Annotated in this window: 31 protein-coding genes; 13 read left to right on the top strand and 18 right to left on the bottom strand. The window is 60.0% G+C overall.

Annotation, left to right across the window (positions count from 1 at the left end; all coding sequences use genetic code 11):
• Window positions 1-2: 2 nt before the first annotated feature.
• From EOW68_RS03790 to EOW68_RS03775, 4 genes are all read right to left on the bottom strand, one after another.
• A complete protein-coding gene (locus EOW68_RS03790; RefSeq protein WP_431358729.1) occupies window positions 3-335 on the bottom strand; it encodes a HalOD1 output domain-containing protein in 333 nt (110 codons plus the stop codon).
• Between the two features lie 60 nt (window positions 336-395).
• Entirely contained in the window at window positions 396-1,067 is a 672-nt protein-coding gene (locus EOW68_RS03785) for a helix-turn-helix domain-containing protein (protein ID WP_128223857.1), read from the bottom strand.
• Between the two features lie 83 nt (window positions 1,068-1,150).
• Window positions 1,151-2,089 carry a methenyltetrahydromethanopterin cyclohydrolase gene (mch, locus tag EOW68_RS03780; protein WP_128223856.1) on the bottom strand — a complete coding sequence of 313 codons (939 nt, stop codon included), beginning with the start codon at window positions 2,087-2,089 and terminating at the stop codon, window positions 1,151-1,153.
• Between the two features lie 50 nt (window positions 2,090-2,139).
• Window positions 2,140-2,826, bottom strand: coding sequence for a VOC family protein (locus EOW68_RS03775; protein ID WP_128223855.1), 687 nt, complete (start codon window positions 2,824-2,826; stop codon window positions 2,140-2,142).
• Window positions 2,827-2,910: 84 nt separating this feature from the next.
• Here EOW68_RS03775 and EOW68_RS03770 point away from each other — a divergent pair, with 84 nt between their 5' ends.
• From EOW68_RS03770 to EOW68_RS03755, 4 genes are all read left to right on the top strand, one after another.
• On the top strand, window positions 2,911-3,699 hold the full coding sequence (locus EOW68_RS03770) for an enoyl-CoA hydratase/isomerase family protein (RefSeq protein WP_128223854.1): 789 nt from the start codon (window positions 2,911-2,913) through the stop codon (window positions 3,697-3,699).
• A 63-nt stretch (window positions 3,700-3,762) separates the two neighbouring features.
• Window positions 3,763-4,629 carry an SDR family oxidoreductase gene (locus EOW68_RS03765; RefSeq protein WP_128223853.1) on the top strand — a complete coding sequence of 289 codons (867 nt, stop codon included), beginning with the start codon at window positions 3,763-3,765 and terminating at the stop codon, window positions 4,627-4,629.
• A 420-nt stretch (window positions 4,630-5,049) separates the two neighbouring features.
• Window positions 5,050-5,952 (top strand): acetamidase/formamidase family protein, encoded by a 903-nt coding sequence (locus EOW68_RS03760; RefSeq protein WP_431358728.1) that lies wholly within the window; start codon window positions 5,050-5,052, stop codon window positions 5,950-5,952.
• Window positions 5,953-6,136: 184 nt separating this feature from the next.
• The gene (locus tag EOW68_RS03755) at window positions 6,137-7,684 is read left to right on the top strand and encodes an ATP-binding protein (RefSeq protein WP_128223851.1); all 1,548 of its coding nucleotides are present in this window, start codon (window positions 6,137-6,139) and stop codon (window positions 7,682-7,684) included.
• Window positions 7,685-7,741: 57 nt separating this feature from the next.
• Here the strand turns inward: EOW68_RS03755 and EOW68_RS03750 are convergent, their stop codons facing one another.
• Together EOW68_RS03750 and EOW68_RS03745 are read right to left on the bottom strand one after the other, a co-directional pair.
• A complete protein-coding gene (locus EOW68_RS03750; RefSeq protein WP_128223850.1) occupies window positions 7,742-9,097 on the bottom strand; it encodes a phosphohexomutase domain-containing protein in 1,356 nt (451 codons plus the stop codon).
• Between the two features lie 60 nt (window positions 9,098-9,157).
• Entirely contained in the window at window positions 9,158-9,631 is a 474-nt protein-coding gene (locus tag EOW68_RS03745) for a redoxin domain-containing protein (RefSeq protein WP_128223849.1), read from the bottom strand.
• A gap of 164 nt (window positions 9,632-9,795) precedes the next feature.
• On the opposite strand from EOW68_RS03745, the gene EOW68_RS03740 reads away from it, so the two are divergent.
• Window positions 9,796-10,098: a cupin domain-containing protein gene (locus EOW68_RS03740; protein WP_128223848.1), complete on the top strand. Its 303-nt coding sequence runs from the start codon at window positions 9,796-9,798 to the stop codon at window positions 10,096-10,098.
• A gap of 12 nt (window positions 10,099-10,110) precedes the next feature.
• Here the strand turns inward: EOW68_RS03740 and EOW68_RS03735 are convergent, their stop codons facing one another.
• On the bottom strand, window positions 10,111-10,380 hold the full coding sequence (locus tag EOW68_RS03735) for a ribbon-helix-helix protein, CopG family (RefSeq protein WP_128223847.1): 270 nt from the start codon (window positions 10,378-10,380) through the stop codon (window positions 10,111-10,113).
• A gap of 111 nt (window positions 10,381-10,491) precedes the next feature.
• Between EOW68_RS03735 and EOW68_RS03730 the strand changes: the two genes are divergently transcribed.
• Entirely contained in the window at window positions 10,492-10,740 is a 249-nt protein-coding gene (locus EOW68_RS03730) for a hypothetical protein (RefSeq protein ID WP_128223846.1), read from the top strand.
• A complete protein-coding gene (locus EOW68_RS03725) occupies window positions 10,730-10,933 on the top strand; it encodes a hypothetical protein (protein ID WP_128223845.1) in 204 nt (67 codons plus the stop codon). The genes EOW68_RS03730 and EOW68_RS03725 overlap by 11 nt, the downstream gene beginning before the upstream one ends.
• A 7-nt stretch (window positions 10,934-10,940) precedes the next feature.
• Here the strand turns inward: EOW68_RS03725 and psmB are convergent, their stop codons facing one another.
• Both psmB and EOW68_RS18430 read right to left on the bottom strand, forming a co-directional pair.
• Window positions 10,941-11,660 carry an archaeal proteasome endopeptidase complex subunit beta gene (gene psmB, locus EOW68_RS03720; protein WP_128223844.1) on the bottom strand — a complete coding sequence of 240 codons (720 nt, stop codon included), beginning with the start codon at window positions 11,658-11,660 and terminating at the stop codon, window positions 10,941-10,943.
• Window positions 11,661-11,755: 95 nt separating this feature from the next.
• Window positions 11,756-11,926 carry a hypothetical protein gene (locus EOW68_RS18430; RefSeq protein WP_431358727.1) on the bottom strand — a complete coding sequence of 57 codons (171 nt, stop codon included), beginning with the start codon at window positions 11,924-11,926 and terminating at the stop codon, window positions 11,756-11,758.
• Window positions 11,927-12,201: 275 nt separating this feature from the next.
• Between EOW68_RS18430 and EOW68_RS03715 the strand changes: the two genes are divergently transcribed.
• Window positions 12,202-12,564: a DUF555 domain-containing protein gene (locus EOW68_RS03715; protein ID WP_128223843.1), complete on the top strand. Its 363-nt coding sequence runs from the start codon at window positions 12,202-12,204 to the stop codon at window positions 12,562-12,564.
• Window positions 12,565-12,639: 75 nt separating this feature from the next.
• Complete coding sequence (locus tag EOW68_RS03710) at window positions 12,640-13,182, top strand: CBS domain-containing protein (RefSeq protein ID WP_128223842.1); 543 nt, start codon at window positions 12,640-12,642, stop codon at window positions 13,180-13,182.
• Between the two features lie 13 nt (window positions 13,183-13,195).
• Here the strand turns inward: EOW68_RS03710 and EOW68_RS03705 are convergent, their stop codons facing one another.
• The 4 genes from EOW68_RS03705 to EOW68_RS03690 form a co-directional block, all read right to left on the bottom strand.
• On the bottom strand, window positions 13,196-14,116 hold the full coding sequence (locus EOW68_RS03705) for a metallophosphoesterase family protein (protein ID WP_128223841.1): 921 nt from the start codon (window positions 14,114-14,116) through the stop codon (window positions 13,196-13,198).
• An 87-nt stretch (window positions 14,117-14,203) separates the two neighbouring features.
• Window positions 14,204-15,292: an FtsZ/tubulin family protein gene (locus tag EOW68_RS03700; protein WP_128223840.1), complete on the bottom strand. Its 1,089-nt coding sequence runs from the start codon at window positions 15,290-15,292 to the stop codon at window positions 14,204-14,206.
• A gap of 61 nt (window positions 15,293-15,353) precedes the next feature.
• A complete protein-coding gene (gene purM, locus EOW68_RS03695; protein WP_128223839.1) occupies window positions 15,354-16,340 on the bottom strand; it encodes a phosphoribosylformylglycinamidine cyclo-ligase in 987 nt (328 codons plus the stop codon).
• Between the two features lie 78 nt (window positions 16,341-16,418).
• Window positions 16,419-16,661 carry a DUF7533 family protein gene (locus EOW68_RS03690; RefSeq protein WP_128223838.1) on the bottom strand — a complete coding sequence of 81 codons (243 nt, stop codon included), beginning with the start codon at window positions 16,659-16,661 and terminating at the stop codon, window positions 16,419-16,421.
• Between the two features lie 152 nt (window positions 16,662-16,813).
• On the opposite strand from EOW68_RS03690, the gene EOW68_RS03685 reads away from it, so the two are divergent.
• Window positions 16,814-17,257: an acyl-CoA thioesterase gene (locus EOW68_RS03685; RefSeq protein WP_128223837.1), complete on the top strand. Its 444-nt coding sequence runs from the start codon at window positions 16,814-16,816 to the stop codon at window positions 17,255-17,257.
• Here EOW68_RS03685 and EOW68_RS03680 read toward each other — a convergent pair.
• Both EOW68_RS03680 and EOW68_RS03675 read right to left on the bottom strand, forming a co-directional pair.
• Window positions 17,254-17,880: a zinc metalloprotease gene (locus tag EOW68_RS03680; protein ID WP_128223836.1), complete on the bottom strand. Its 627-nt coding sequence runs from the start codon at window positions 17,878-17,880 to the stop codon at window positions 17,254-17,256. The two genes, EOW68_RS03685 and EOW68_RS03680, sit on opposite strands and share 4 nt — an antisense overlap.
• A 3-nt stretch (window positions 17,881-17,883) precedes the next feature.
• Window positions 17,884-19,449 (bottom strand): TraB/GumN family protein, encoded by a 1,566-nt coding sequence (locus EOW68_RS03675; protein WP_128223835.1) that lies wholly within the window; start codon window positions 19,447-19,449, stop codon window positions 17,884-17,886.
• A gap of 94 nt (window positions 19,450-19,543) precedes the next feature.
• Between EOW68_RS03675 and EOW68_RS03670 the strand changes: the two genes are divergently transcribed.
• Both EOW68_RS03670 and EOW68_RS03665 read left to right on the top strand, forming a co-directional pair.
• Window positions 19,544-19,762, top strand: coding sequence for a hypothetical protein (locus tag EOW68_RS03670; RefSeq protein WP_128223834.1), 219 nt, complete (start codon window positions 19,544-19,546; stop codon window positions 19,760-19,762).
• Between the two features lie 63 nt (window positions 19,763-19,825).
• The gene (locus tag EOW68_RS03665; protein WP_128223833.1) at window positions 19,826-20,956 is read left to right on the top strand and encodes a DUF373 family protein; all 1,131 of its coding nucleotides are present in this window, start codon (window positions 19,826-19,828) and stop codon (window positions 20,954-20,956) included.
• Between the two features lie 12 nt (window positions 20,957-20,968).
• Here the strand turns inward: EOW68_RS03665 and EOW68_RS03660 are convergent, their stop codons facing one another.
• Entirely contained in the window at window positions 20,969-21,148 is a 180-nt protein-coding gene (locus EOW68_RS03660) for a DUF8014 family protein (RefSeq protein WP_128223832.1), read from the bottom strand.
• 155 nt (window positions 21,149-21,303) lie between these two features.
• Between EOW68_RS03660 and EOW68_RS03655 the strand changes: the two genes are divergently transcribed.
• Complete coding sequence (locus EOW68_RS03655) at window positions 21,304-22,149, top strand: class 1 fructose-bisphosphatase (RefSeq protein WP_128223831.1); 846 nt, start codon at window positions 21,304-21,306, stop codon at window positions 22,147-22,149.
• On the opposite strand, the gene fba is transcribed toward EOW68_RS03655, so the two are convergent.
• Together fba and EOW68_RS03645 are read right to left on the bottom strand one after the other, a co-directional pair.
• Complete coding sequence (gene fba / locus EOW68_RS03650) at window positions 22,146-23,138, bottom strand: class II fructose-bisphosphate aldolase (protein ID WP_128223830.1); 993 nt, start codon at window positions 23,136-23,138, stop codon at window positions 22,146-22,148. The two genes, EOW68_RS03655 and fba, sit on opposite strands and share 4 nt — an antisense overlap.
• Window positions 23,139-23,234: 96 nt before the next feature.
• Window positions 23,235-24,197: a nucleoside hydrolase gene (locus EOW68_RS03645; RefSeq protein WP_128223829.1), complete on the bottom strand. Its 963-nt coding sequence runs from the start codon at window positions 24,195-24,197 to the stop codon at window positions 23,235-23,237.
• Window positions 24,198-24,281: the final 84 nt, after the last annotated feature.

Here is a 24,281-nt window from a genome sequence, read left to right as displayed (position 1 = left end):
GGTTACGAGATGGTGATTTCCGGCCGTTTGATCCAGATATTCTCCTCGTTAGAGACAGTAATCTCGTAGCCCATGTAATCGAAAGAGACTTCGATCGTCTGGCCCGCCTCTGGCGTAGAGCGCTCGATCAATGCTTCGAGTGCATCCGGATCGATGGCGTGATACAGCGGTTCGAGGGCTTCAGTCGAGGCCCCCGTTGGTGTAAACTCGGGGATCGGAGCTGTCTCTGAATACTCCGCCACTGCCTCGATAATGGCCTCTGTCGTGGACTGGTTCGAAGAAACATTGTACATCGTCGCTGCCGTCGTCGTTGTAGTATGTTCGTCTGTTTTCATTATAATCTAATGTTATTATCCACAGTGGTATGGTTCACTCTTACGTATGTAACCCTTTTATTATTCCACTCGTTTTTCGCCCTGAATAATCGTGTTCTCGATGAGATTCCGGTAGCCGCGTTTGAGTCGATCCGAAAAGGCCTGGCGTGAGATATCGAGTTGCCTGGCCAGTGATTCCATATCCGTCTGTCGACTATCGTGATAGTATCGGCCCCGGTATGCGACGAGTAACGCCTCCTTCTGTTCGTCTGTGAGTCCGTACTCCGAGCCGGACTGTTCTTCGGAGAGCCGGGAGAGACGAGCGAGTTCGACACTGATGCCGTCGGCCTCGCAGAGTTGCTGGAACTCCGAGAACTGGTCACCACTCTCGGCACGGAGTTCGAACAGCCAGCCGTCCGTCGAACCGGTCGCCGAGACGACAGTCAGATCCGCTCTCGGTATTGCACTCATCACACCCATATACTCTGGTTCCCACAATGCACGGAACAGCCCCTTGCCATCGACTTCGTCCATCAGTTCTCCCGACCGCAGCTCCGGAAGATCGGCGAACAGTGCTTCTATCTCGGAAAAGCTCGGACTGTTGTCGTTGAGATGGACCCAGAAGTACGGCATTACGGTATCTCCGGTCGGAACGACACGGTCGAGTTCGAGCGTGAGCCAGGGCCAGTCTTCGAACACCTTTCCGAGAGGGAAATCCGCTGCTGGCAACGTAAACTCTGCAATCCACGACATGACAGTTACCTGTTCTGTGGTTGTCGTGTGGGGTATTTAATCCACCGGTAGTTGGCGAGAAAATTTCGGGCTCGAACGCTCTGTCAGGCAGAATAGTCGTAACTTTCGGCAAGGAGATCTTCGTCAGTTTCGCCGACGACGTGGGTATCGCCACCGACAACGTCGATCGTCACCGATGCCGGCGCGAACAGACTTCGGTCGAGTTCGCTGTAGTCGTAGTCGACTGCCTCGAAAATCTCCCCGAAGGGCCGTCCGTGCTGTTCCGTTGCTGTCGACGCAATCTCGTCGAAGCGGTCGAAGGGCTCTTCGACGGTGAGGTGGACCTCTCCGCCGTAGGCGACCGCGTCGTTGGTCGCGGCCATCGCGGCCAGCTCGCCGTCTGCGACCGGTGCGACGGGGGCCGACCCGGAGACCGTGAGGACGTCCATCGGATCGTAGCCGAGTTCGAACAGCCGGTAGACTGCGAGTTCCGCAGCACGGGACGCACCGACGACGCTGCCGGTGATACTCGCCGAGGCGTAGCTCGGCAGAAAAACGCCGCTTTCGGGAACGTTGGCGCGCTGGGCGACCTCCGATGCGACTTCGTCGCCGGGGAGTGTCTCCGATTCCAGCGCTAGCACTGCAAAATCGGACTCCTCGTGGTACTGGATCTGCTCGAAAATCCCCTCTTCGGCGACCAGTGCGCGGGCCGGGCCGCTGCCAAGTCCTTCGAAGCCATCGACTGACAGCTCCCAGCCGGCCTTGCCAGCACAGAGCAACGCGAGCGCGGGCTGGTCGGTCGACAGTTCGACGTGGGAAAGTGGTGCTCCGGCGACTGTGTCCATCCGTGTCTGGACCGTCGCCATCCCGGCCGTCTGGATCTCGGTGAGCAGGAGACCGGCCTCCAGCGCACCGGGGTTCTCGACACCGAAATCCAGCACTGCGGTGTCCTCCGAAAGCGTATGTACCTCGATCGCTAGCTCGTCGGCGAAATCGATCGCCTCGTCGATCAACTCCGTCGCCATCCGGTTGAGACTGTCCATGGCAATCCGTTCGCCGCGACCCCTAATAAGCCGCTGGCTTCCAGCACGAGTTACAGTTCGAGGAGGCTGATATAGTGTCCGTCCGGATCGCGGATGCGATAGCCTGCATCGATGGCCTCCGTCGCCAGTGCATCGTCGCTGACACGCTGGGCTGTCGCCGCGGGATCGGTAGTCCCGATTCCGACGTCGACGTGGACGCCACCACGCGCGTCGGCGAGTCCGAGATGTGGCTCCCAGAGTTCGATATCGAACGATCCCGAACTCATCCTGACGCGTTTTCGGTCCTGCCCAGTGTCGACGGTCTCGAATCCCAGCCGTTCGTAAAACGACGCCGCGCTGGCGAGGTCCTCGACCTCGAAGACGACCTCGAAAATCCCGTCGACGCCCGGACCGGCCACGTCTGACTGCCCGAGTTCGACACAGTTGCCCTCCGTATCGTAGAAATACAGTGATTTGCTGTCGCCGAAGGTTTCCTCGACGAGATCGAACCGGTCGTCCAGCCGGCTGTACCAGCTATCGTACTCCTCGCGGGGGATCAAGCAGGCGTAGTGCGTGTGGAGTCCGCCACGGGGGACGCCACTGGGTGTCCGAAGAATCAGCTCCGTCCCGCCAGTATCGAGGATCGTCTCGCTCTCGGTCTCGCGGACGACGTCGAGTTCCAGAAACGCCTCGTAAAATGACTGTGCGCGGTCGAGATACTTCACTTCGAGTGCGAGCCACTGGAGTGTATCGACCATACCACAGCTACAGGCTCTGTCCAGATGACTGTTTTCCGGTCGATTCCCACACAGTTTTAGGTAGCAGTGGGCGCAGGCTGGGATATGGAGACGATCCAGTACGATCTGGTCGACGAGACGGCGACAATCACACTGACGAACCCCGCACTGCGTAACGCTCTCACCCTCGAGATGGCTACAGAAATAACCGAGGCAGTCGAGGAAGCCGAAAGCAGTGACGCGCGCTGTCTCGTCGTCCAGGGCTCGGAGGCCAACTTCTGTGCCGGCGGCGACATCAAATCGATGCTCGAAGCGCTCTCTGACGACCGCGAGATGGCGGAACTGCTCCAGGAAGTCGCGCTGCCGATCAACCGCTCCGTACAGCGTCTCTACGAGTGTTCGATTCCGACCGTCGCGAAAGTCGACGGCCCAGCCTTCGGGGCCGGTGCATCGCTCGCGCTGGCCTGTGACGTCGTCCTCGCCAGCGAGCGCGCACAGCTGAGTTTCGGCTTCCGCCGGATCGGGCTCTCGGTCGATTCGGGCACCTCCTTCCTGTTACCCCGTGCTGTCGGCGAGAAGAAGGCGATGGATCTCGTCTACACGGGGGAGTTGATCGACGCCGAACGCGCGGAGGAACTCGATCTCGTGAGTCGTGTCTTTCCGGACGACGAGTTCGAACAGCGATGCCGAGAGATCGTCGAAACGATCACCACGGGGCCGACTGTCGCCCTGAAACAGTCGAAACAACTCCTTCAGAGCGGGATCAACCGTTCCTTCGACGAGGCGATCGACGCCGAGACCGACGGACTGCGGGCCGCCTTCGAGAGCGAGGATTTCGAGACCGGCGTGAACGCGTTCATCAACAAGGAGACACCCGAGTTCGACGGAGAATAAACGGCAGCGATTGCGTTTGGGGTTTACTCACGCTTATCAGGGAGGCAACCGAATCGGGCTGACATGAGTCTGGACAGGCCCGATCTCTCTGGCAGTACAGCGTTCATTACTGGCACCACGCGGGGGATTGGCAAGGCAATCGCGCTCGCACTCGCCGAACAGGGCTGTAACATCGTCTCGACCGGGAAGACCAGCGAAAACGACGACTACGGCGAGGAGAAAGATCTGGAAGGGACCATCGAGCAGACTGCCCGCGAGGCCGAGGAACTCGGCGTCGATGCGCTTCCAATCCAGCTGAACGTCCGGGAAGAAGAAAACGTCGAGTCGGCCGTCGAGGAAGCGATCGATCACTTCGGCGAGGTGAACATCGTCATCAACAACGCGAGTGCGATCCAGCCCGAAAAGATCGAAGATCTGCCGCCGAACCGGTTCGATCTGCTCAACGACGTCAACGCTCGCGGGACCTATCTCGTCTGCCACTACTTTGCCGACCATCTCAAGGAGATCGAAGCCGATGCCTGGGTGCTGACGAACGCACCGCCGATCAAGACCGACCGCTCGCCGGGCAGCGGCCCCTACACCTGGTCGAAACTCGGAATGACTTTTATGACGATGTCGCTGGCCGGCGAACTCAGCAATTTCGACGTCGGCTGTAACGCCTTCTGGCCCGTCACCGCGATCGACACTCGCGCGACCAGATACTTCGGAATGGGGACCGAAGACGACTGGCGAACACCAGAGATCGTCTCCGATACTGTCCTCGAAATCCTGCGCCGCGATCCTGCCGAGTTTACCGGGAACGCGGTGTACGACGAGGAACTGCTGGCTGAGGCCGGCGTCGAGGAGTTCTCGAAATACAACCTGACAGAGGGTGATCCGGTTCCGATGTCCGCTCAGATGATCGATCCGGAGTTCAGTCGGTCGGAGTAACTCCACTAACGGTTATTTAATAATTTTACAAAATATGGTATAATAATAAAATATTATACCTTCAAATGTTTTATCACTTTGGTGATCTCACGGTGTACTAGTGGATAATTTATAAATAGATGACATTGGAATGCTCGCTTGGTGTCAATCTAAATGGAAGAAAATACAATAGATGCTACACAATCAGCCGAATCAGATTCGGAACCATCAGTGGGACGTCGGTCGGTTTTGAAAGCGACGGGTATCGTAGGTGCCGCCACAGCTGTCAGTGGTCCGAGTGCCGCCTTCCTATCCAGTAGTACTCAGCAAGAATCCGGAGAGAGCCATACGGTAGAATCAACCCCAGAGACAGTAGATTGGGGAGGATTCGATCCATCGCGCGAACCTGTCCTCGAAATAGAGTCTGGAGATACTGTGACGATGGAAACAGTGACGATCCCTCGCGACAACCACGAAGAATTCCTCCTGAGTGAGGGGATCGCAGAAGAGGATATACTTGAGGACGAACTGACTGTCAAAGAAGAAGTGCCCTACACTGGCCCCGGTCCACACGTTGTCACTGGCCCAATCTACGTAAACGATGCAGAGCCGGGCGATATACTCGAAGTTCACGTCAGTGATATCGAACTCAGAGCACCATACGGAATCAACTTGTTTGCTCCGAATGCGGGGGCCCTACCGGAGGAGTTCCCGTGGTCTGAAACACATGCAGTGCCGTTCGATCTGGAGACCGAAACAGCCCACTTCAACGAGGATATTGAATTTCCACTTGATCCCTTCTTCGGGATAATGGCAGTCAGTCCGCCGGCCTCGACGGGCCGAGTAAGTACCGGTCCGCCGGATTACTTCGGTGGGAACATGGATCTGCGCCAGCTCGGTGTCGGAACCTCGATTTATTTCCCAGTGAACACGGAAGGTGCACTGTTTTGGGCGGGTGATGGCCACGCCGCTCAGGGTAACGGCGAGATATGTGTCACAGCTGCAGAGACGTCGATGACTGGGACGTTCAATTTTACGCTCCACAAGACGGACGGACGACTCGATTGGCCCGTCGCCGAAACCGACAGCCACTACATCACGATGGGTATCAATCAGGACTTAGACGATGCGATGAAACACGCGGTCAGAGAGACAATTTCGTTTCTGGTAGGACAAAAAGGCCTCAGCCCTGCTGATGCCTACCGGCTGGGGAGCATGGCTATTGATTTCAATATCTCGCAGGTTGTCGATGGAAACGAAGGGATTCACGCGATGATTCCAAAATCACTCTTCGGGGATGACGGTGGCGAGATCGACCCAGCAGCACTCGACGAGCAATTCTGAGTCTCCTACTTCAACTGTTTTTGCGTCATTTCCTTGATTCCGGTGAACTATATATCAGAACGAGAGCAAGTCGAAATAGTACCGATGTCCGCTCAGATGATCGATCCGGAGTTTAGCCGCGAATAGTAGTCTCACTTTCAGGAGGCAGCACTAAAATAAACGCCGCCCACATTAGTAGCCTGTAATGAGAGATCGGAGGTATCGAGAGCAACTGTACGATATCTTTTCTCGACCCGAGACAGAGTTCTCCGAGACGATCGAGCGGGCACTCACTCTCGGGTCCGACTATCTCGATCTGCCGGTCGCCTTTTTTACACGGATCGACGGAGGGACACAGGAGATCGTCCAGGCTGTTGGTGACAGCCCCCGGATTCAACCCGGCAAGCGCTGTCCACTCGAAGAGGCCTACTGTTATCGGACAGTCGAAATCGACAACGCACTCTCGGTACAGGATGTCAGAGATGCGTCGGTAATCTCCCAGCGTGCGATCGACAATTTCCGTCTCGGGGCGTACATCGGTGCCAGAGTTGTCGTCGACGACGAAACCTACGGCACGGTCTGTTTCGCCGATTATAGCAGTCGGGAGAAAGCCTTCAGCGATCCGGAGGAATACTTTGTCGAACTCCTTGCGGGCCTCATCGGGCAGGCTGTCCAGCAACGCGAGTACGAGCGGGAACTCGAAAACCGCGAATCGAAACTTGACGAACAGCGTGAGATATACAACGCGATCGTCGAATCGAGCTTCGATCTGGTGTTCCGGATCGATACCAGCGGTCGGTTCACCTTCCTCTCACCGTCGTTCGAAGAACTCCTCGGATACGAACGGGAACTGTTTCTCGACGAGTCGTTTACCGATCTGGTTCCGGACGACGAGACGACAGCACTGGCAGTCGATCTGTTCGAACAGGTCTTGAACGGAGAGACGATCGAACAACAGTATCTGCCACTGAAACACAAACATGGCTCACGGGTGTTCATCGACGTTCGGGTCGTACCGATCTACGACGACGACGCCGACCGACGGACACCCGACCAGATCGTGGCGGCACAGGGAACCGTCCGGGATGCAACCGATCGGTTCCGTCGCCAGCGGCTGATCAAGGTGTTAAACCGGGTACTTCGACACAATCTGCGAAACGACATTACTGTCGTGCAGGGGTTTGCGGAGACGTTGCAGCGGCGGGTCAAGGGGGAAAACGAAGAGTTCGCTACCCGAATCGTCGAAACGAGTGAACGACTGATCGCTCTTAGTGAAACTGCTCGTGAACTAGAGGAAACGATTCAGAGTCCACCGACGATGTCGTCGAAAGATATCGTTCCCATCGTCCAGCGTGCCGGCTCACAGATCGAACAACGATATCCCGGGGCATCTGTCTCGACCGAGGCCCCACCGCAGGTGGTGACGGAGACTGCCCCACGTCTCGAAACAGCGGTGTGGGAGCTTGCAGACAACGCCGCAAAACACGGTGGAGAGGCACCGACGGTCACACTCACAGTCGCGGAGCGGGCAGATGCGGTCACGATACAGATCTCGGACGATGGCCCAGGCCTTCCCGAGCAGGAACGGGCCATCCTCCTCTCTGGCGAGGAATCACCGCTGATCCACGGCAGCGGGCTGGGGCTGTGGCTCGTCCACTGGGTCGTCGAAAGCGTAGGTGGCGACATTCGGGCGAAGGGGGCCACAACAGGGACCTGTATCGAGATTTCGCTGCCGAAAGAGGTGGAGCCCTGACGGTCACAGCCCTTCGATCCACTTGTCGGATCGAATACGAGTAAACCAAACGGTTGCTCACTCGATCGCGTTTTCGACAGCGTTGCGGACCGTCTCGACCAGTTGCTCCACGTCTTCGCTCTCGGCGTAGATCCGGATGTACGGCTCGGTGCCGCTCGGTCGGACCAGTGTCCAGGCACCGCCGGCCAGATCCAGACGGATGCCGTACTCGGTGTCGACGCTCGCCTCCGGAAACGTCTCCGGAAGTGTCGTCTGGAGTCGGGCCATCGCGGCCGCTTTCTGCTCGTCCGGACACGGGACACTCTCCTTCCGATAGGGCCGTTCGGAGACTGGCTCCCGAAGCGTATCGAGTCCCTCGCTGGCGACGAGCCGCGAAAAGACCGCTGCGGACGCGATGCCGTCGATCCACTCGCCGAACGCCGGGTGAATGTGTTTCCAGGGTTCGGCTGCGAAGACGAGTTCTGTCTCCGCGCTTCCGTCGTCTCTGACAGCCGCGATTCCCTCGTGGAGGGTCCCGAGACTGGTTCGTTCGACACGGCCGCCTGCGACCTCGACCCGTTCGTCGATCCGTCCAGATGCGTTCGGTGTCGTCAGAACGACCGGATCACCAGCCTCACTTTCCCGGACGTAGTGTTCTGCGAAAATCGCGAGTACGGTGTCCTCGTGGACGACCTCACCCTCGCTGTCGACGATGACGATCCGGTCGGCGTCGCCGTCGTGACCGATCCCCAGCACTGCTCCCCCTGCGACGAACGATCGGAGCGTGGTCAGTGTCTCGGCCGTCGGTTTGCTCTCGCGGGCGGTGAAATGGCCGTCGACGTTCGCGTTCAAAGCCCGCGTCTCCGCACCGAGATTCTCCAGTACCTCTGGCGTCGCGATACTCGCCATCCCAGTCCCGCAGTCGACGGCGACCTCGATCCCGTCCAGATTTGCGCCGTAGCCGCTCGCGTACTCTGTCACAGCGTCCAGATACGAATCGAGCACCGAGAGGTCCTCGGTGGTTCCCCAGTGGTCCCACTTCGTCGCCGATTGGTGGTCTTCGACGAGTGCTTCGATTTCCGCTTCGGCCGCCGAATCGTACTCGCTGCCGTCGGCGAACAGTTTGATCCCGTTGTCCGTCGGGGGGTTGTGACTCGCAGTGAGCATGATCCCGTGACGCCCCTGTGAGGCGTAGGCAAGTCCCGGCGTCGGGAGCTGCCCAGCGCGGTGGACGGTCAGCCCGCCGCTGGTCACCCCGGCTTCGATCGCACTGGCGAGTGTCTCCCCCGTTTCGCGCCCGTCGCGCGCGATAACCACCGACTCCGTCTCGCCGTCCTGTAGCCGCCTGGCCACCGCTCGTCCCACGGCCATCGCGAGCTCTGGCGTGATATTCGTAACTGGTCCGCGTATCCCTGCGGTCCCGAACAACTCCATGCGTCTGCTACCGGCCCGCGGTATTTTAGCCCACCGCAAAAAATCGACGGGAGGTTCCGTCTATGCGCTCTCGACGGCGTGGAGCAGTTCGTCGTAGTCGGGTTCGTTGGTCGGATCGTCCGCGACCCACTTGTACGTGACTGTGCCATCTTCGTCGAGGACGAACACTGCGCGGTTTGCGATGCCGTAGAGGCCGAGATCTGGGATCTCCATTTCAAGATCGTACGCTCGGATCGTATCGCCGTCCATGTCGCTGACCAGGTCGAACTCGATGCCGTGTTCCTCGCGGAAGGCACCCTGTGAGAACGGGGAGTCTGCGCTGATGCCGAACAGTTTCGCGCCGGCAGCCTCGAAATCGCCGAGGTGATCCTGCAGCGCGATCATCTCGTTGCTACATGGTGGTGTGAAGGCGCCCGGGAAGAAGGCAAGGACGACAGGACCGTCGCCGAGTTCCTCTTCGAGATCAAACGGTTCGTGATCACTCGTTCCGAATTTCGCGGTAAAAGTCGGTGCGGAATCGTTTTCTGATACCATCGTATTATCACTGGGCCGCCACGAATAAAAAGGATCAGACTTCGAACCGACGGTGAGTGACAGTCGAATATATTCGGTGCAACTCTCATCCCCCTGGCGGGACAGAGCTACTTCGAGTGCAATGTCCTCGACAAACGAACCACTGCAGGAGCCCACAGAGTAAGATGGTCGAAACGAACTCACTCGACGAGTTGACGGCAACGCCACACGCCCGCCCGTTCGAGGCTGGCGACCCCGCAGTCATCCGACTCCAGCTCGATGCCGGCGAACAGGTCGATCCACATACGCACCCGGAGAAACAGATCGTTATCTACGTCCGAAGCGGCCAGCTGAATCTGACACTCGACGACGAGATGTTCAGTTTCGAGGCCGGTGATATCGTTCGATTCGACGGCAGAACCGAGGTGTCTCCCCGTGCAGTCGAAGACAGCGAGGCACTGATCGTGCTGGCAGAGCGCGCCGAATAGGCCGAGCTGGGTTCAGGAGAATATCGACCGCGAACCGTAGCTAAAAGAGCCGATTTCTTCGCTGTCAGAACGACCGTCGTGGCTGGTGTCGGTCGTCGCTATCGGTCTGTCGACAGAGTGGGCGTACTCGATGTCGACCGACGGGCGGTTCTGGTGTGTCTGCCCCCGGTAGGTCTCGATAATGTCCCGGAGATGCTCACCCAGTGTGACGCCTCGATCCGTCGCCTCGGCCTGCAGTGATGCCTTCGTCTCGGCCGGGAGACGGAACGTAAGCTCTTCCATACACCCCGTCACCGTTCGAGCCGTATCAATCTTCGTCAGCCCGCTGGCTGACTCCCGTCTGACCAAGGGTATGATGTCCTTAATTAAATGTCTACGACCCTGTAATATTCCATGGTCTCAGGAGTCGTTCGGCAGTTGCAGCCATTTGGCAATCGGTCGTTGATTACTCACGTGATAATGGCGCTCGGACTGATTGGTGCGGTTATTTCGGCATTTTTCGTCGACGGAGAGGTCGGACGCCTCTCTTTCGTTGCACTGCTGAACTTCACGGCGGGGATGTGGATCTGTCAGTCGATCCACTCGCTCGGTAATCCTGACTACAAGGGCATCATTCACGTGGTGAGATCCCGTGGCGAGTAACGGCTTCGACCTCGCCCGATTCATTCGGTTGCTGGTGTTGATCGTCTTCGTGACTGGGCTGTTCGTTCTGACGGCAGCACAGACTCTCAGTGGCCAGATATTTCAGATCGCCGTCTTTGCCGTCGGCAGTATCGCAATCCTCACTGCGATGACCGGATTTCTGATATCTGGGGCGGAGAGTTACACGGAATAGCCCGCGATCAGATCTCGATTTCGCCGAGGTCGTAGTCGTCGATGTCGACGCCTTCCTCGGTCACTTCGGCGATGTAGACGCCGTTACCGGAGCCGGTATCACGCTCTGCGGCGGCTTCGACGCCGGCAGCTGCCACACTTCGAGCCTCATCGATCGAGAGATCCGGCTCGTATCTATCTTCGAGTGTCCCGTAGGCGACGGTCAGTCCGGAGCCTGTGACCGTGTAGTCGTCTTCCATCACACCGCCCGCTGGATCGATGCTGTAGACGTGGCTCCCCTCTTCGTCGACGCCGCCGAGAATCGGGTTGATCGCCAGAAACGGCCCCCCGCGAGCGAAGTTGCCAGCGAGCGTCGACAGCGCCTGCATACTCATATCGTTCCCCCGGCGTGCCTCGTACAGATTGACTTCGGCGCGGAGTGTCCGGATAAAGGACTGGGCGCCGCCGACAGAGCCGACGAGTGTCAGCGCCGCAGTCGGGTGAATCTGTTCGACTTTCTGGACGTTCTTGTTCGAGACGAACCGGCCACCCAGGCTGGCGCGCATGTCCGTCGCGATGACGACCCCGTTCTCTGTCGCGATCCCGATGGTCGTCGTCCCCGTCTTGTTTACTGTCTCCTCGTCGCTGTCGCCGTTCGGGAGCGACCCTAGTTCGGGTTCGTACGGGCCCGTCTCCAGCCGTCCGGCGTGCTGTCCGATCGAAAACTGGGAGCCGAATGATGGTTCCATTATCTACCGCTACCGGGTCGTTACGTAAGAAAGTACCTGTTCAAAACCTCACGTTCGCGACAGCAGTTCTGTCCAACACGACTATCTGGTTTCTGTCAGGCCGATTTTCGCTGCTCGTAGCTCTCCTTGAGCCCCATGATGGCCTGGTCGATCGGAAGTCGAACCCCGAGTCGTTCCGTCAGCAGTGCGATCGGCAACAGTGCGATTCCGGCGATCAGGCTTAGCTGGTACATGACCAGCAGCGTGGTACGGGTGATCCGTTCCATCGTATTTCATCCGTTTCTGGCCACTCTATCTATATAAGTCTTCACCCCACTGTTCGACAAGAGATTCGACTGCAGTCTTGCGATTTTCCAGATCTTTAATGATTTAAAATGCCAGTATGTCCCACTTCTCTATCACTCCGTGTAATCGAGGGAAAAGCCAGCCTCCAGATGCCCATAACTTATGAGGATGGTTTGGGTTACGTGCGCCTGTCTGTTCGGCGACCACTCGGATGGAAATCAAAAAAGACGAGTAGGGTGAGTGGTTGTATGTACGTATGAACTATCGTGTTGTGTTGGAAGCCGCATGGTTGGTACACGACGTCGACAACGTGGACGACGCCATCGGTGTCGCGGTCAGTGAGGCGGGGAAACGGCTCAACGAAGAGGGGATGGACTACGTCGAGGTCGAGGTCGGATTCACCGACTGCCCGGCCTGTGGCGAACCGTTCGACTCCGCGTTCATCGCGGCGGATACGTCGCTCGTGGGACTCGTCCTCGAAATGAAGGTGTTCAACGCCGAGAGCGTCGAGCACGCACAGCGGATCGCGAAGAGTGATATCGGCGGCGCACTCCGTGACGTCCCGCTCAAGATCGTCGATACCATCGAGTTCGAGGACGACAGACAAGAGAGCTCCTGACTGTCGCTGCCGGCCACGGACGACTACCCCACCGCCGCCGGAGGTTTTTTGTATTACTTCGAGTTATTGCAGTGTATGGATCTGCCGACACCAGAGGATTTACGCGAGCGGCGAAACGAGCTGGGGCTCACCCAGAGCGACCTCGCCGAGCACGCTGACGTCTCCCAGCCACTTATCGCGCGCATCGAGGGCGGCGACGTCGACCCCAGACTCTCGACGCTTCGCCGGATCGTCAACGCCCTCCAGGAGGCCGAGGGTGGGCTGTTGCGCGCGTCGGATCTGATGCACTCTCCGGTCGTGAGTGTCGAACCCGACGCGAGCGTCCACGAGACGACCGAACTGATGGACCAGAAGAGCTACTCACAGTTGCCGGTCATCCGCGATGGGATCCCGCAGGGGCTGATCAGCACGTCGGTGATCCGGCAACGATCCGAGGACAACGTCGGTGAGCTTCCGGTCGCCGAAGTCATGCACGAGTCGATCACGACGGTCGAACCCGACGCGACCATCGACGCGATCGACGCACACCTCGATCACAACGACGCCGTCCTCGTCGTCGAGGACGGCCAGACGGTCGGCATCATTACGGAAGCGGATATCGCCCGTCACATCTCCTGACTCCTCGGAGCGGTTATGCTGATTTCTCTGCTGGAAGTGAAAAGACGTGTTCCTGAACCGAGCCGTCAGCGCCGCGTCCAAGCGCGGCGATGGTTTCCGGTGTCTCGACCAGGACTGCCTCGCCCCCCTCTCGCTGGCGGGAGTTCCTGAGCACGTTCTGGCAGATGACGTTCCCCCGGCGGATCGGGTTGTCCTGCCGTGTGTGACCGACGATCTGTCTGGGCGCATCCGATGACATGTATTCGAAATCGAGCCAGGCGATCCCGGCCTCGGGGCCGCGCCCGGTTTCACCATCCAGCCCGAACACGCGCGGATACGCCGTCAGGAGTTCTTGCTGGACGTCAGCATCCGTGTCAGTCCCGATACTTTCTGCGATCAGCTCCGCTCCGGCGACCAGTTCGTCGTTAATTTCCGGGACGTCGTAGCACTCTCTCCGTCCTGCGTGTGCGTACGTGACGTTGTACCCCTCGTAGGCTGCGACGACGTGGCCGTCGGCGACAGCTTCGATAAAGGACTGGCGCTGTCGGTCACTGCGGGTCATCGAGTACCAGTTGTGCCAGTTGAAAACGTCCGGTGTCAGCACACCCATCTCGTGGTTCCCGAAGGTTACCTTGACGTGTCCGGGTGGGGCCTGCTCGACGAGCCGTTCGACCAGTTCCACGACGCCCTCGTTGTGTGCGCCACGGTCGATCAGGTCACCGTTGAACACGAGGACGTAGTCGTCACCACCGGCCCACTGCAGTTTCCGGAGTCGCCCTGATTCCACGACCGGGTCGTACTCCGGGTGATCGGAAAGCGTCAGCAAGGCTCGTCGTGCCTCCGGGAGCAGTCCGTGGATATCGCTGATCGATACGATCGTCGGTGTCCCGTCGAGCCCGTCTACGCCGTCACGTGCTGGCGACGCTACCGGCTGTGCATTGTGGCCAGATAGCATACTAGTTGTTCGAGTGTTCTATCGAGTAGTTCCAATTACAGCCATATATACGTACCTCTGATTTAGCTTTACTGCCCGTTCGGAACACTATTCGTCGATATCGAACTCCCGGAGTCGTTCTGTGCCGGTGATCCCGGCAAGAACGACCAGGACGCCGACCGATGACCCGCCGGCTACCGGGTCGTCACCACTGCGGAGTTCGGCGGTTCCAATTCGGTTGGCGAGCCAGTCACGTCCCCGCGCGATTGCGTCGGCTCTGAGCCACTCGGGTGGGCCGGAAAAGGCCACCAGCCCACGTCTGGCGCTGTTTGCCGGGCAGTCGAAGGTCAATGTTCCACGCGTCGCCCATTCGAGTGTCCGCGCTATCGCCTGCTCCTGTCTGTGTGGGTCCGTCTGCTCCCCGGCAAGTCGCCGTTTGAGTGAGCCGAGAACTGACGATCCCCCTTCCCGCCACTTCGACAGCGGCGTACTGGCGTATCCGATCGTCGCCACACCGCCGCCACCGATCGTCCCCATCACGTCACTCGCGTCGACGACCTGCTGGCCAACTTCCGAGGTGCCGCCACCCTGACCGATCGTCAACAGCTCGGCGAGGCGGCTGGCGAACTCCCGATTGATGGCCTCGCCGTGGGATTCGAGCGTTCTGCTGCCCCAGAGCCAGGCCTCGTTGTCCATCGTGATCTGACCAGCGACAGCCTCGTCGAGGTCCGCCAGTGCGCTGGCCGTGTTCGTCCGTACCTGCAGATCTGTCTCGGCCACTGTCGGGAGTACCGAGACGGTGTAGACAGGCTGCTCGAACACCTCGTCGAGATCTGCTGCGATCGAAGGTGTGACGGCCGATCCGGTCCCACCACCTAGTCCAGCCAGGAGGACGATTGCATCCACTGTCGTCCTGATCCCGTCCTCGACGGTCCGGCGCAGTTCCAGGCGCTGGTTTTCCACGATGGATTGCCCGAGTTCGCGGTCGCCGTCGGTTCCCTCGCCGTCGGTCTCGAACTGTCCGATCGCGTGGCGGTTTTCGGCCGGAACTGCTCCGAGGCTGGCGAGACTCTCTTGATCCGTGTCGACTGCGAAGGCAGAGCTGATCGGTGACCCGGAACCGATGCCGTTGCGACGCACAAGCTGGTTCAACAGTCGCCCTCCCGCACCGCCGACGCCGATCGCCGCAACGTTCATACCGACTCTGTTGACGAGCCTCTCATATAAGCGCCTCGTCAGACAGTAGCAACTCTCGCAGTCAGGACAGTTCCAGCCCGCGAACCTCGACAGCCCCGTCCTCACTCTCGGCTACCTCACCGATTACTCGCCCGTCCGCCTCTTCGGCGAGTTGTTCGGCGGACTCCGGCGACGCGGCCGCGACGAATCCAGTCCCCATGTTGAACGTCCGATGCATCTCCTCGTCGCTCACGTTGCCTTCCGCCTGGATAAACTCGAAGACTGGCTGGGCCTCGAAGGGGTCCGTAATCTCGTAGTGGTGGTCACCGAGGCGTGTGAGATTCGTCCAGCCACCGCCGGTAATATGTGCCACACCGTGGACACCCGCCTCTTGCAGCGGACCGAGCAGATCGGTGTACAGCCGCGTCGGTTCGAGCAGTTCCTCGGCGATGGATCGCTCCGGATTCGGCGGGAACGGATCGGTGTACTCGTGGTTCCGGGTGACTGCCTCCCGGGCGAGTGTCAGCCCGTTCGAGTGGACGCCACTGGAGGCCCAGCCGACGAGCAGGTCCCCGGGGTCTGCCTCGCCGGGGAAGATCGCATCTTTCGGTGCGAGCCCGGCACACGCGCCCGCGATGTCGAACCCTTTGATGACGTCCGGGAGCACTGCCGTCTCGCCGCCGACCAGCGCGACGTTCGACTCTTTGGCACCCGCGCGCAGTCCGTCACCGATCTGTTCTGCCATCGCGTCGTCGGGTTCCTCGACAGCGAGATAGTCGACGAACGCGACCGGTTTGACGCCCTGAGCGACGAGATCGTTGACGTTCATCGCCAGACAGTCGATGCCGATCGTGGAGTAGTCCTCGATGGCTTCGGCGACGAGCAGTTTCGTGCCGACGCCGTCGGTCGCGAGCGCGAGATACTGGTCGCCGATGTCGACCAGCCCCGCGTAATCGCCCTCGAACTCGCCGGCGGCGTCGATGAGTGCTGCCGTTGCGGCCTCGCTGGCGTCGATATCGACGCCCGTCTCTGCGTACGTCAGTCCCTCGTTGTCGGACTCTTCGCTCATACTCGGGTCGGCGGTGGCGACGGCAAAAAGCCCGTCGGGTCAGCGCGGATAGCTGTCCTCGGAACGGCCAGCTACCGGTCACTCCTCGTCGTCGGGATCGCCCACCAGTTTACTGGTCAGGCTGGTGGCGATCACCCCCGGAATATCGCCCGGCGTCGTGAGATACTCCTTGAACAGCACCATCGCGATCCCGACGGCGATCAGGCCCAGCCCGATCGCGAGATTACCCCGTCCCACGAACGCGATCCCCGCGAGTCCGAGCGGGAGCGCAAAGACGAGCGTCGCGGCCAGTCCGATAGTATCGAGAATCCCGTCGGGCATCTGGTCTCTGTAGTCGCGCCGCAGACAAAAACATCCCGGCACGTAGACCGTCGCGACGATGAGTATCCAGTCGTCTGTGTTGCCGACCCCGAGACAGTCGGGATTACCCGCACATCACCAGCACCTTTGTCGCCTCACCCGCATAACCCGGTATGGCATCGATAGACGACACCTACATCGAGAACCGCCAGCGCGTCCAGCCGACACACACCAACAACTACGAGTCAGCCCACGGGGGTAACATCGTGAAGTGGATGGACGAGGTCGGTGCGATGTCGGCGATGCGTCACGCCGGCGAGACCTGTGTGACCGCCAAAATAAGCAGTCTGAACTTCGTGCGCCCGGTCCCGCAGGGAGATACCTGTATCATCGAATCCTACGCGTACAGATCCGGGAAGACAAGTGTCAGGGTACGGCTTCGGGCGTTCCGAGAATCTCCACGCACCGGGGAACGGGAGCAGACGACCGACTCCTACTTCGTCTTCGTCGCTGTCGACGAGTCGGGCAGTCCGACGGAGGTCCCGGATTTGCGGGTCGACTCCGATCGGTGTCGACGGCTCAAAGAGGAGGCACTCGAACTGGAACCCGAGGTCTAGAAGAGGAGCAAAAAGCCAGCCAGTGCCAGCCCGGAAACTCCGATAACGACCGCGAAGACGCCGAAACTCCACTCTTTGACGGTGTTCCCGTCGAGCGGTCCGAACGGCACCATGTTGAACGCTGCCAGAAACAGATTCACGAGGACGCCCATCCGGGCGATTTCGGCGGGGAACCCCGTCGTGACCAGGAAGGGGAGGAAAAACACCACCGCGAGCACGAGGTTGGTCACAGGTCCGGCGACGGCGACGAGACCGTTTTCCCGGACGGTGATCCGGCCGCGGTGGTACACGGCTCCCGGCGCGGCAAACAGGAAGCCGGCAAGCCCCAGCGCGATGGCGAAGGCGAGCATCCCGTAATCGGCCCGGAACGCGGCGACCTGTCCGAACCGGATGGCGACGATCTTGTGTGCCAGTTCGTGTAACAGAAATCCGGTTCCGACAGTGATCATACTCAGGACGAACGTCTGGCCGAAGGCGCTGTAATCGAGCGCGCCGGCGATAAACTCACGGGCGAAGCCAGTCGGTGTTAGAAAGAAGGTGAATGCGATACCCAGCGCCAGCCAGGCGAGTGCCAGATCCCGGAGTTCTTCCCGGTAGAACGTAATTTCGTTGAGTCTGAACATTAGTTAGCTGATGATATCCCAGATGAGTCGCGCGCTGTTTTCCGCTCCCTGAAGCATCTCGCGGCCGAGCCCGCCGACGCCGCCGATGTCGGCGGCGAACTCCGGGAGCAAAAACGTCACGAACAGTATCGAAGCGATGAAGCTCCCGATGTTGGTCATCGCGACGATGAGAATCAGCCGGAACGTGGGGACTTCGTCGCGCATCTTTGTGACCAGTTCGAGCAACGGCGTCTCCTCGTCGGAGAGCATCTCGTTGAGTTTGCTGATATCGGAGACGTTGATGCTGATGTAGCGCAGTTCGACGTAGCCGGCGAACCAGCCCGGCGCGAGCAGAGGGTTCACGCTCGTCAGCCACGCCACGGCGCCACCCACGCCAGCGCTTGTCCAGTGGGCGCCGGCCACTTTCGCCAGCCCCGCCGCGATGACGCCGTTGATCAGGAACCAGGCGACGAACAGACTGAGCAACAGATCTCCCTGCACACCGGCCATCGCGAGCAAGATGAAGAAGACGAAAAAGCCGACTGTCATCGCGTAGCCGAGAACTTTGTACAGAATCGATCCGAGTCGGCTGGACTCGGCCTCACCGACGAGTGAGTCCGCAGGTGGGAGCTGGTCCGGGTTCGCCAGATAGTTCTCGATTCCTGCACGGTGGCCCGCACCCACGACTGCGACGACGTCGTGGCCAGCGTTCCGGAGCGCGATCAACCGGTAGGCGATGAAGGCGTCCCGCTCGTCGATCAGCGCTGCTGCGCCACCGGGTGAGAACCGCCGGAACTCCTCGATCATCGCCGTCACGACGTCGCCGTCGGTAAGCCGTTCCATATCCAGCTCCTCCTCGTCGATATCACCGGACGACGAGGCTAACAGCGCTCCGATCGGGAGGCCGATTACGAGCGCGATCAGGGAGGCTACCAGCAGGCCGTCGAGAATTCCAGCGAGAGATCCGATCAGTCCACCGACGAGCGGAATCCCGACTGCAGAACCGATCCCTGCCGGAACGAAAAACGGCCCGGCGAGGACGCCGGCGATAACTGCGCCGAACGTTCCGAAGAAGAACCCCACCGTGATACCGGCGGTCCAGGGGCCGACAGTTTCGACCAGAAGTGCGGCGACGATAGAGAGTTTTTCGCGAAAGCGCATCCCCGACCAGAGCCGCTGGACGGTCGTCTGGATGTCGCGGTCGACGAGTGCGACACCGCAGCCGTGCTCTTCGGCGGATTCGACTGCGGCCAGCATATCCGCGCCAGGTTCGATGTCGAACCGGTCGCCGAGTCTGGCCTGGATATACGAGAGCATCCAGTAGGCCAGAAACTGGTACATCGTCCGCCCGGAGATGAGGTCTTTCGCGTCGATGTCGTCGGGCTGTTCGCCCCTGAGGCGTTTGTACCGTGTCTCGTCGAGCTCGACGGCGACCACGTCCGGTCGTTCGCGTTCGATCGTCTCCTCGACTTCCTCGACGGAGTGTTCGGAGACGTGTGCAGTGCCGACGACGGTGACTGATCCCTCGGTCCCCTGCTCGTCGCTGGCAGCCGGGTCGGGATTGATCACGTCGTCGGCGTCGTCAGTCATTGTCATCGCCTATCGGGCCACGGCTTACAAGCGTTTCGAGGTACCTCCGCGCGACGGCGAATAAAATGTTCTCCGGTCGCTCGTATCCGGATGTATGCCGACACTGCAGGAGTCGAACGTAGAACCGCGCCATCTCGTCTTGCCCGAACACACCAGCCCGATCGAAACGGCACACGGCAGTGACGTTCTGACCTCCGACGCGGAATGGTCAGCGTCGCAGTCGACGACGAGGGTTCCCGATCTCGAAATCGAGACGGATGCCGGCCAGCGGCTGTTCGACGAGGCCCACAACGCCGAGGGGCGCAGCAAGTGACTACCCTTTCAATCCGGTAAACAGTAGCGTGGGTTTTTATTTTCCGGCCTACTGGGTCAGTTTGTGAGCACGCTCGTCGTCTGTCTCTACCGGGGACCACCACTGTCCGCCGAGTCACCGCCGATCATCGGCCGTGGGGCCGTCGAGCGGCTGGTCACGACGGTGGGGATCGAGGACCCGGAAGACAGCCGCGTCAACTGTCTCCTCGAAGGGCTGCGTCTGGCCCGCGATCTCGACGACGACACAATCGTCGCTGTGCTGACAGCGAAACGAGAGAGTGTCAGCGGTGACCGGGAGATCGCCGCACAGGTCGAAGAACTCGTCGCGGAGTACGGGCCGGATTCCGCCGTCGTCGTCGTCGATAGTGCAGAGGACGAGCGACTCGTTCCGATCGTCGAGAGTCGGGTTCCCGTCGACGCCGTCGATCGGGTCGTGGTTCGCCAGGCCCGTGACATCGAGTCGACGTACTACCTGCTCAAACAGTTTCTCGCCGACGAGGAACTCCGGAAGACCGTACTCGTCCCCGTCGGTGTTGCACTGCTGGTCTTTCCGGTGTTACTGGCCTTCTTCGACAGTATCGCGGTCTCGATCGGTGCGATCGCGGCTGTCGTCGGTATCTTCCTCCTGTACAAGGGGCTAAGTATCGACTCGTTACTGGCGGATCTCTCCGAGGGCGTCCGGGAAGCGCTCTATGCGGGCCAGATCTCACTCGTCACGTACGTCGTCGCGCTCGGACTGGCGCTGGTCGGCATCTTCGTCGGCGTGTTGAGTTCCTCCTCGCTCGACGCGGATTCGACCGGGAGACTCATCGCTGCGATGCAGTTTGTTCACGTGAGTGTGCCTTGGCTCACTGGCGGTGCGCTAATCGCGAGTGCTGGCCGCCTGCTCGACGAGTTCATCCGCAACGACGAACTCGGTGCCGCCTACATCAACTTGCCCTTCGTGGCTGTCGCAGTCGGGCTCGCTGTCCGTGGTTTCACGGCCTACTTCCTGCGGCTTGCGGAGGTTGCCGAACCGCTTCGATTCCCCTCGGTCGCTGTCGGGAGCACCAACGTCGAATCCTTTACGATCGCGCCAGGAACACAGCTCGCTGTGTTCATTCTTGCGAGTATCGTGATCAGCCTGATCGGCGTCCGAGTCGCCGCCTTCGTTAGCAGTGCGGAGTACGGCAGTCGGTTCGGAGAGGGAACCTGACGGAGCGAACTGTCACTGGTTGGCCGCACCGTCCGGAAGGTCCTCGTCCGCCGTATCGAGTGGATCAGCGACGACGCCTTCCTGCCGTGACGCAACCCGCGCGTGTCCAGCACAGACGAACTCGTTTGCTTTCCAGGGGATGTGGAGTTCGAAGGTTGCATCGTCGTTACAGTCGTCTTTGGCACACTCCATACCTGTGTTCGGCGGGGCAAACTGATGTATCTGACTGGAATAGTGATCGTGAGCCGTTCACATGTCACAGATGAAGCAGATCAATAGTATAATGCCGGCCGCAGATGGATATGGAGTATGGAGTTTCGATACTGCAATCGTTCGAGGTGGGACCGATGAGTTCACTCGACAGCATCGTCGGTGCGGTACAGACGACAGCGAACTACGTCAGCGAAAATCTCGCCAGCCACGCTGGGGCCGAAGGCGGGACGAACCCGTCGGGCGAGGAACAGATCGACGCGGACGTCTGGGCCGACAAACTCTTTTTCGACAAACTGTCAGATCTGGACGCAGTCGGGGAGTACGTCACCGAGGAACGCGAGACTGCAGTCGACTGTGGTGATGGGTACACCATCGCGATCGATCCACTCGACGGCTCGTCCAACCTCCGTTCGAACAACCCCGTGGGGACGATCGTCGGCATCTACGATGCCCCACTGCCGGCCTCGGGACGGGAGCTGGTCGGTGCGATCATGGTGCTGTACGGCCCCTACACCACGATGACGGTCGCACGCGAAGACCGCGACAGTGTCCTCCGATTCCTCCTGCGTGACGGCTTCAGCGAGGGCTGGGGGACGGTCGAACTCCCCGACGACCAGGTCGTCCTGGGTCTGGCCGGGAAACGCGGCCAGCGCTCCGAAGCACTCGAATCTCTTGCGAACGAACTGGAACGTGAGCTGAAGCCCCGATACGGCGGCGCGACGATCGCCGATCTCTCGCAGGTCATGGAGTACGGTGGCCTCTTTGGCTACCCGGCGACCGATGGCTACCCGGACGGCAAACTCAGAGTCCACTTCGAATCGGCACCGCTGGCCTACATCATCGAGGCCGCAGGCGGTGGCTCGACGGACGGCACCCAGTCACTGCTCGATGTCGAACCGGACGGCTACCACGCCAGGACACAGACGTTCCTTGGCAACGAAGAGATAATCGACCGCATCGAAGCGAGTCTCGGCAACTAGTCGAGCTGGCTTCGGCCGGCACTGCCTGCCACGTTCGCCAGATCCTCGTAGACGTCGGCGATTCGCTCCCGGATATCACGGCCGACGACACGCGGATCGAAGTAATCCTTGTTCGGCGACCACTCGACGTTGTTGAAGAAGGTCTCACGGTCGTCGTCCGTGCTCTCCGAGGGGACGATCGCCTCGTCGTTGTCCCGGTAGAGATCGTACGCCGTCCGCGTGTACTCGTACTGGTATCGGGTATCTTTGTTCACCTTGCAGATCCCGTTCTGGAGCATCTTCTGGAGCTGGTCGGGCTGGAGGCCGGATGCGCCGTGCAAGACCAGCGGCGTATCCAGGCCGTGATCCCGCAGCGCCGTCCGGATGTCGCCCGCGAGGTCTGGCCGGATCTCCAGATTTCGTCCCTTCGCGACACCGTGCTGTGTGCCGACGGAGATGGCCAGCAGGTCACAGCCCGTTCGGTCGACGAACTCGACGGCCTGCTCGGGATCGGTGTAGAAGGCTTCCTCGGAGACAATCTCGTCTTCGACACCCTTGATTTTGCCCAGCTCGGCCTCGACGAGAATCTCCGAGTCGGTAGATTCGGTCATCTCGACGACACGGCGGCTCTGTTCGACGTTCTGCTCGAAGCTCTCGTGGGAAGCGTCGATCATGATCGACGACGGGATATCCAGATCGATCTGTCGCTGGATGATATCCGGATCGGTCTGGTGGTCCATGTTCAGAAAGACGCCGATGTCGTACTGATCGGCGATCAACTCGATGTAGTTCCCCATCGCCTGCAGCCCATCGATCGCGTCGCCGTTGCCGGCGAACGTACAGGCGCCGTTGCTCATCTGGATGAGCAGATCCGAGTCAGCCCGCTCGGCGCCTTTCATCAACCCCATCATAATGTTTGGCTCTGCAATGTTGCTCGCAATCAGACCGAACCCCTCGTCGAGCGCTTCGTCGTACACTTCCGCCAGTTCCGCACCCTGGTAAAATGTCATGTTTGCGTATCTGTGGCCTCTCGCGGGTGCGTAATAAATCCCCGCGGAATCTGTGTTCTGTCACGATCGCCGAGCGGGCGCTCACGGCACCATCAGTTACAGCACATCGTCCGGTGTACCATGGAGCAACAGTGACCGCATCATCCGTTCGAACAGATCGCTGTCGAGCGATTCGACTACCCTCGTCCGGGGCTCGCCGAGGTCCCACTCGCCGGTGTCGACGACCGTGTGGCCACGCGTGATCCCCTCCCGCTCGTCGACGGTCACGTAGGAGTGACTCGTTTCCTCGACCAGATCGGGTTCGATCAGCGCGGCGACGACCGAGGAATCCGGCTGGACGGTCCGCTCTCCCCCGCGGTGCTCTCTGTTATACGCGCGACCCACTTTGGTACATTCCAGATAGAAGTCAGCGAGCGCGGAGTCGTCCTCTGCCCGGAGCATCGAGAAAAACGCCGACTCGAAGGCGGTGTCCCTGACCGACAGTCCCCAGTCGAACAGTGTCACGTCCATATGTTCGAGGACGATCTTGGCCGCATCCGGATCGACCCAGAAGTTGAACTCGGCTGTCGCGGTATCGTTGCCGGGCCAGTGGACGTTGCCGCCCATCACGTACACCTCGTCGACGAGGTCGTTCAGCGCGGGTTCTTTTTTCAGTGCGAGTGCGACGTTGGTCAGTGGGGCGAGACAGACGAGTGTTATCTCCCCAGGATTTGCCCGCACTGTCTCGACGATATAATCGACCCCATACTGCTCTCCAGACTCGATCCCGGTCTCGGGGAACAGATCGCCGCCGAGGCCGCCCTCACCGTGGATCTGTTCGGCGAACTCGTGGTCTTTGAGCAGTGGGCTGCGCGCACCCTCGTAGACGGTGGTCTCGTTGTCGACCAGATCCAGTGTGTACTTGGCGTTCTCGACTTGCCGGTCGAACTCGACGTTGCCGGCAGCGATCGTCACACCTTCGATGTCGATCCGGTCGCTCGTCGCAGCCAACAGCAACGCCTGTGCGTCGTCGCCGGCGGTATCTGTGTCGATCAGGACTCTCCTGGGGGCTGGTGACATGCCAGGAGTTGCGCGCCGGGGGGACAAAAACTCGGCCAAACTGTCGCAAGTATATTTCCAGCTGACAGAATCAGACGCAGTACT

The organism is Halovenus amylolytica, from assembly GCA_004015825.1.
GTDB lineage: Archaea > Halobacteriota > Halobacteria > Halobacteriales > Haloarculaceae > Halovenus > Halovenus amylolytica.
This window is presented reverse-complemented; position numbering and strand designations above follow the sequence as displayed.

Bases quoted from the DNA above. Each gene is read 5' to 3' on its own strand.
- EOW68_RS03790 (WP_431358729.1), bottom strand. From the start codon at position 335: ATGAAAACAGACGAACATACTACAACGACGACGGCAGCGACGATGTAC.
- EOW68_RS03785 (WP_128223857.1), bottom strand. From the start codon at position 1,067: ATGTCGTGGATTGCAGAGTTTACGTTGCCAGCAGCGGATTTCCCTCTC.
- mch (WP_128223856.1), bottom strand. From the start codon at position 2,089: ATGGACAGTCTCAACCGGATGGCGACGGAGTTGATCGACGAGGCGATC.
- EOW68_RS03775 (WP_128223855.1), bottom strand. From the start codon at position 2,826: ATGGTCGATACACTCCAGTGGCTCGCACTCGAAGTGAAGTATCTCGAC.
- EOW68_RS03770 (WP_128223854.1), top strand. From the start codon at position 2,911: ATGGAGACGATCCAGTACGATCTGGTCGACGAGACGGCGACAATCACA.
- EOW68_RS03765 (WP_128223853.1), top strand. From the start codon at position 3,763: ATGAGTCTGGACAGGCCCGATCTCTCTGGCAGTACAGCGTTCATTACT.
- EOW68_RS03760 (WP_431358728.1), top strand. From the start codon at position 5,050: ATGGAAACAGTGACGATCCCTCGCGACAACCACGAAGAATTCCTCCTG.
- EOW68_RS03755 (WP_128223851.1), top strand. From the start codon at position 6,137: ATGAGAGATCGGAGGTATCGAGAGCAACTGTACGATATCTTTTCTCGA.
- EOW68_RS03750 (WP_128223850.1), bottom strand. From the start codon at position 9,097: ATGGAGTTGTTCGGGACCGCAGGGATACGCGGACCAGTTACGAATATC.
- EOW68_RS03745 (WP_128223849.1), bottom strand. From the start codon at position 9,631: ATGGTATCAGAAAACGATTCCGCACCGACTTTTACCGCGAAATTCGGA.
- EOW68_RS03740 (WP_128223848.1), top strand. From the start codon at position 9,796: ATGGTCGAAACGAACTCACTCGACGAGTTGACGGCAACGCCACACGCC.
- EOW68_RS03735 (WP_128223847.1), bottom strand. From the start codon at position 10,380: ATGGAAGAGCTTACGTTCCGTCTCCCGGCCGAGACGAAGGCATCACTG.
- EOW68_RS03730 (WP_128223846.1), top strand. From the start codon at position 10,492: ATGGTCTCAGGAGTCGTTCGGCAGTTGCAGCCATTTGGCAATCGGTCG.
- psmB (WP_128223844.1), bottom strand. From the start codon at position 11,660: ATGGAACCATCATTCGGCTCCCAGTTTTCGATCGGACAGCACGCCGGA.
- EOW68_RS18430 (WP_431358727.1), bottom strand. From the start codon at position 11,926: ATGGAACGGATCACCCGTACCACGCTGCTGGTCATGTACCAGCTAAGC.
- EOW68_RS03715 (WP_128223843.1), top strand. From the start codon at position 12,202: ATGAACTATCGTGTTGTGTTGGAAGCCGCATGGTTGGTACACGACGTC.
- EOW68_RS03710 (WP_128223842.1), top strand. From the start codon at position 12,640: ATGGATCTGCCGACACCAGAGGATTTACGCGAGCGGCGAAACGAGCTG.
- EOW68_RS03705 (WP_128223841.1), bottom strand. From the start codon at position 14,116: ATGCTATCTGGCCACAATGCACAGCCGGTAGCGTCGCCAGCACGTGAC.
- EOW68_RS03700 (WP_128223840.1), bottom strand. From the start codon at position 15,292: ATGAACGTTGCGGCGATCGGCGTCGGCGGTGCGGGAGGGCGACTGTTG.
- purM (WP_128223839.1), bottom strand. From the start codon at position 16,340: ATGAGCGAAGAGTCCGACAACGAGGGACTGACGTACGCAGAGACGGGC.
- EOW68_RS03690 (WP_128223838.1), bottom strand. From the start codon at position 16,661: ATGCCCGACGGGATTCTCGATACTATCGGACTGGCCGCGACGCTCGTC.
- EOW68_RS03685 (WP_128223837.1), top strand. From the start codon at position 16,814: ATGGCATCGATAGACGACACCTACATCGAGAACCGCCAGCGCGTCCAG.
- EOW68_RS03680 (WP_128223836.1), bottom strand. From the start codon at position 17,880: ATGTTCAGACTCAACGAAATTACGTTCTACCGGGAAGAACTCCGGGAT.
- EOW68_RS03675 (WP_128223835.1), bottom strand. From the start codon at position 19,449: ATGACTGACGACGCCGACGACGTGATCAATCCCGACCCGGCTGCCAGC.
- EOW68_RS03670 (WP_128223834.1), top strand. From the start codon at position 19,544: ATGCCGACACTGCAGGAGTCGAACGTAGAACCGCGCCATCTCGTCTTG.
- EOW68_RS03660 (WP_128223832.1), bottom strand. From the start codon at position 21,148: ATGGAGTGTGCCAAAGACGACTGTAACGACGATGCAACCTTCGAACTC.
- EOW68_RS03655 (WP_128223831.1), top strand. From the start codon at position 21,304: ATGAGTTCACTCGACAGCATCGTCGGTGCGGTACAGACGACAGCGAAC.
- fba (WP_128223830.1), bottom strand. From the start codon at position 23,138: ATGACATTTTACCAGGGTGCGGAACTGGCGGAAGTGTACGACGAAGCG.
- EOW68_RS03645 (WP_128223829.1), bottom strand. From the start codon at position 24,197: ATGTCACCAGCCCCCAGGAGAGTCCTGATCGACACAGATACCGCCGGC.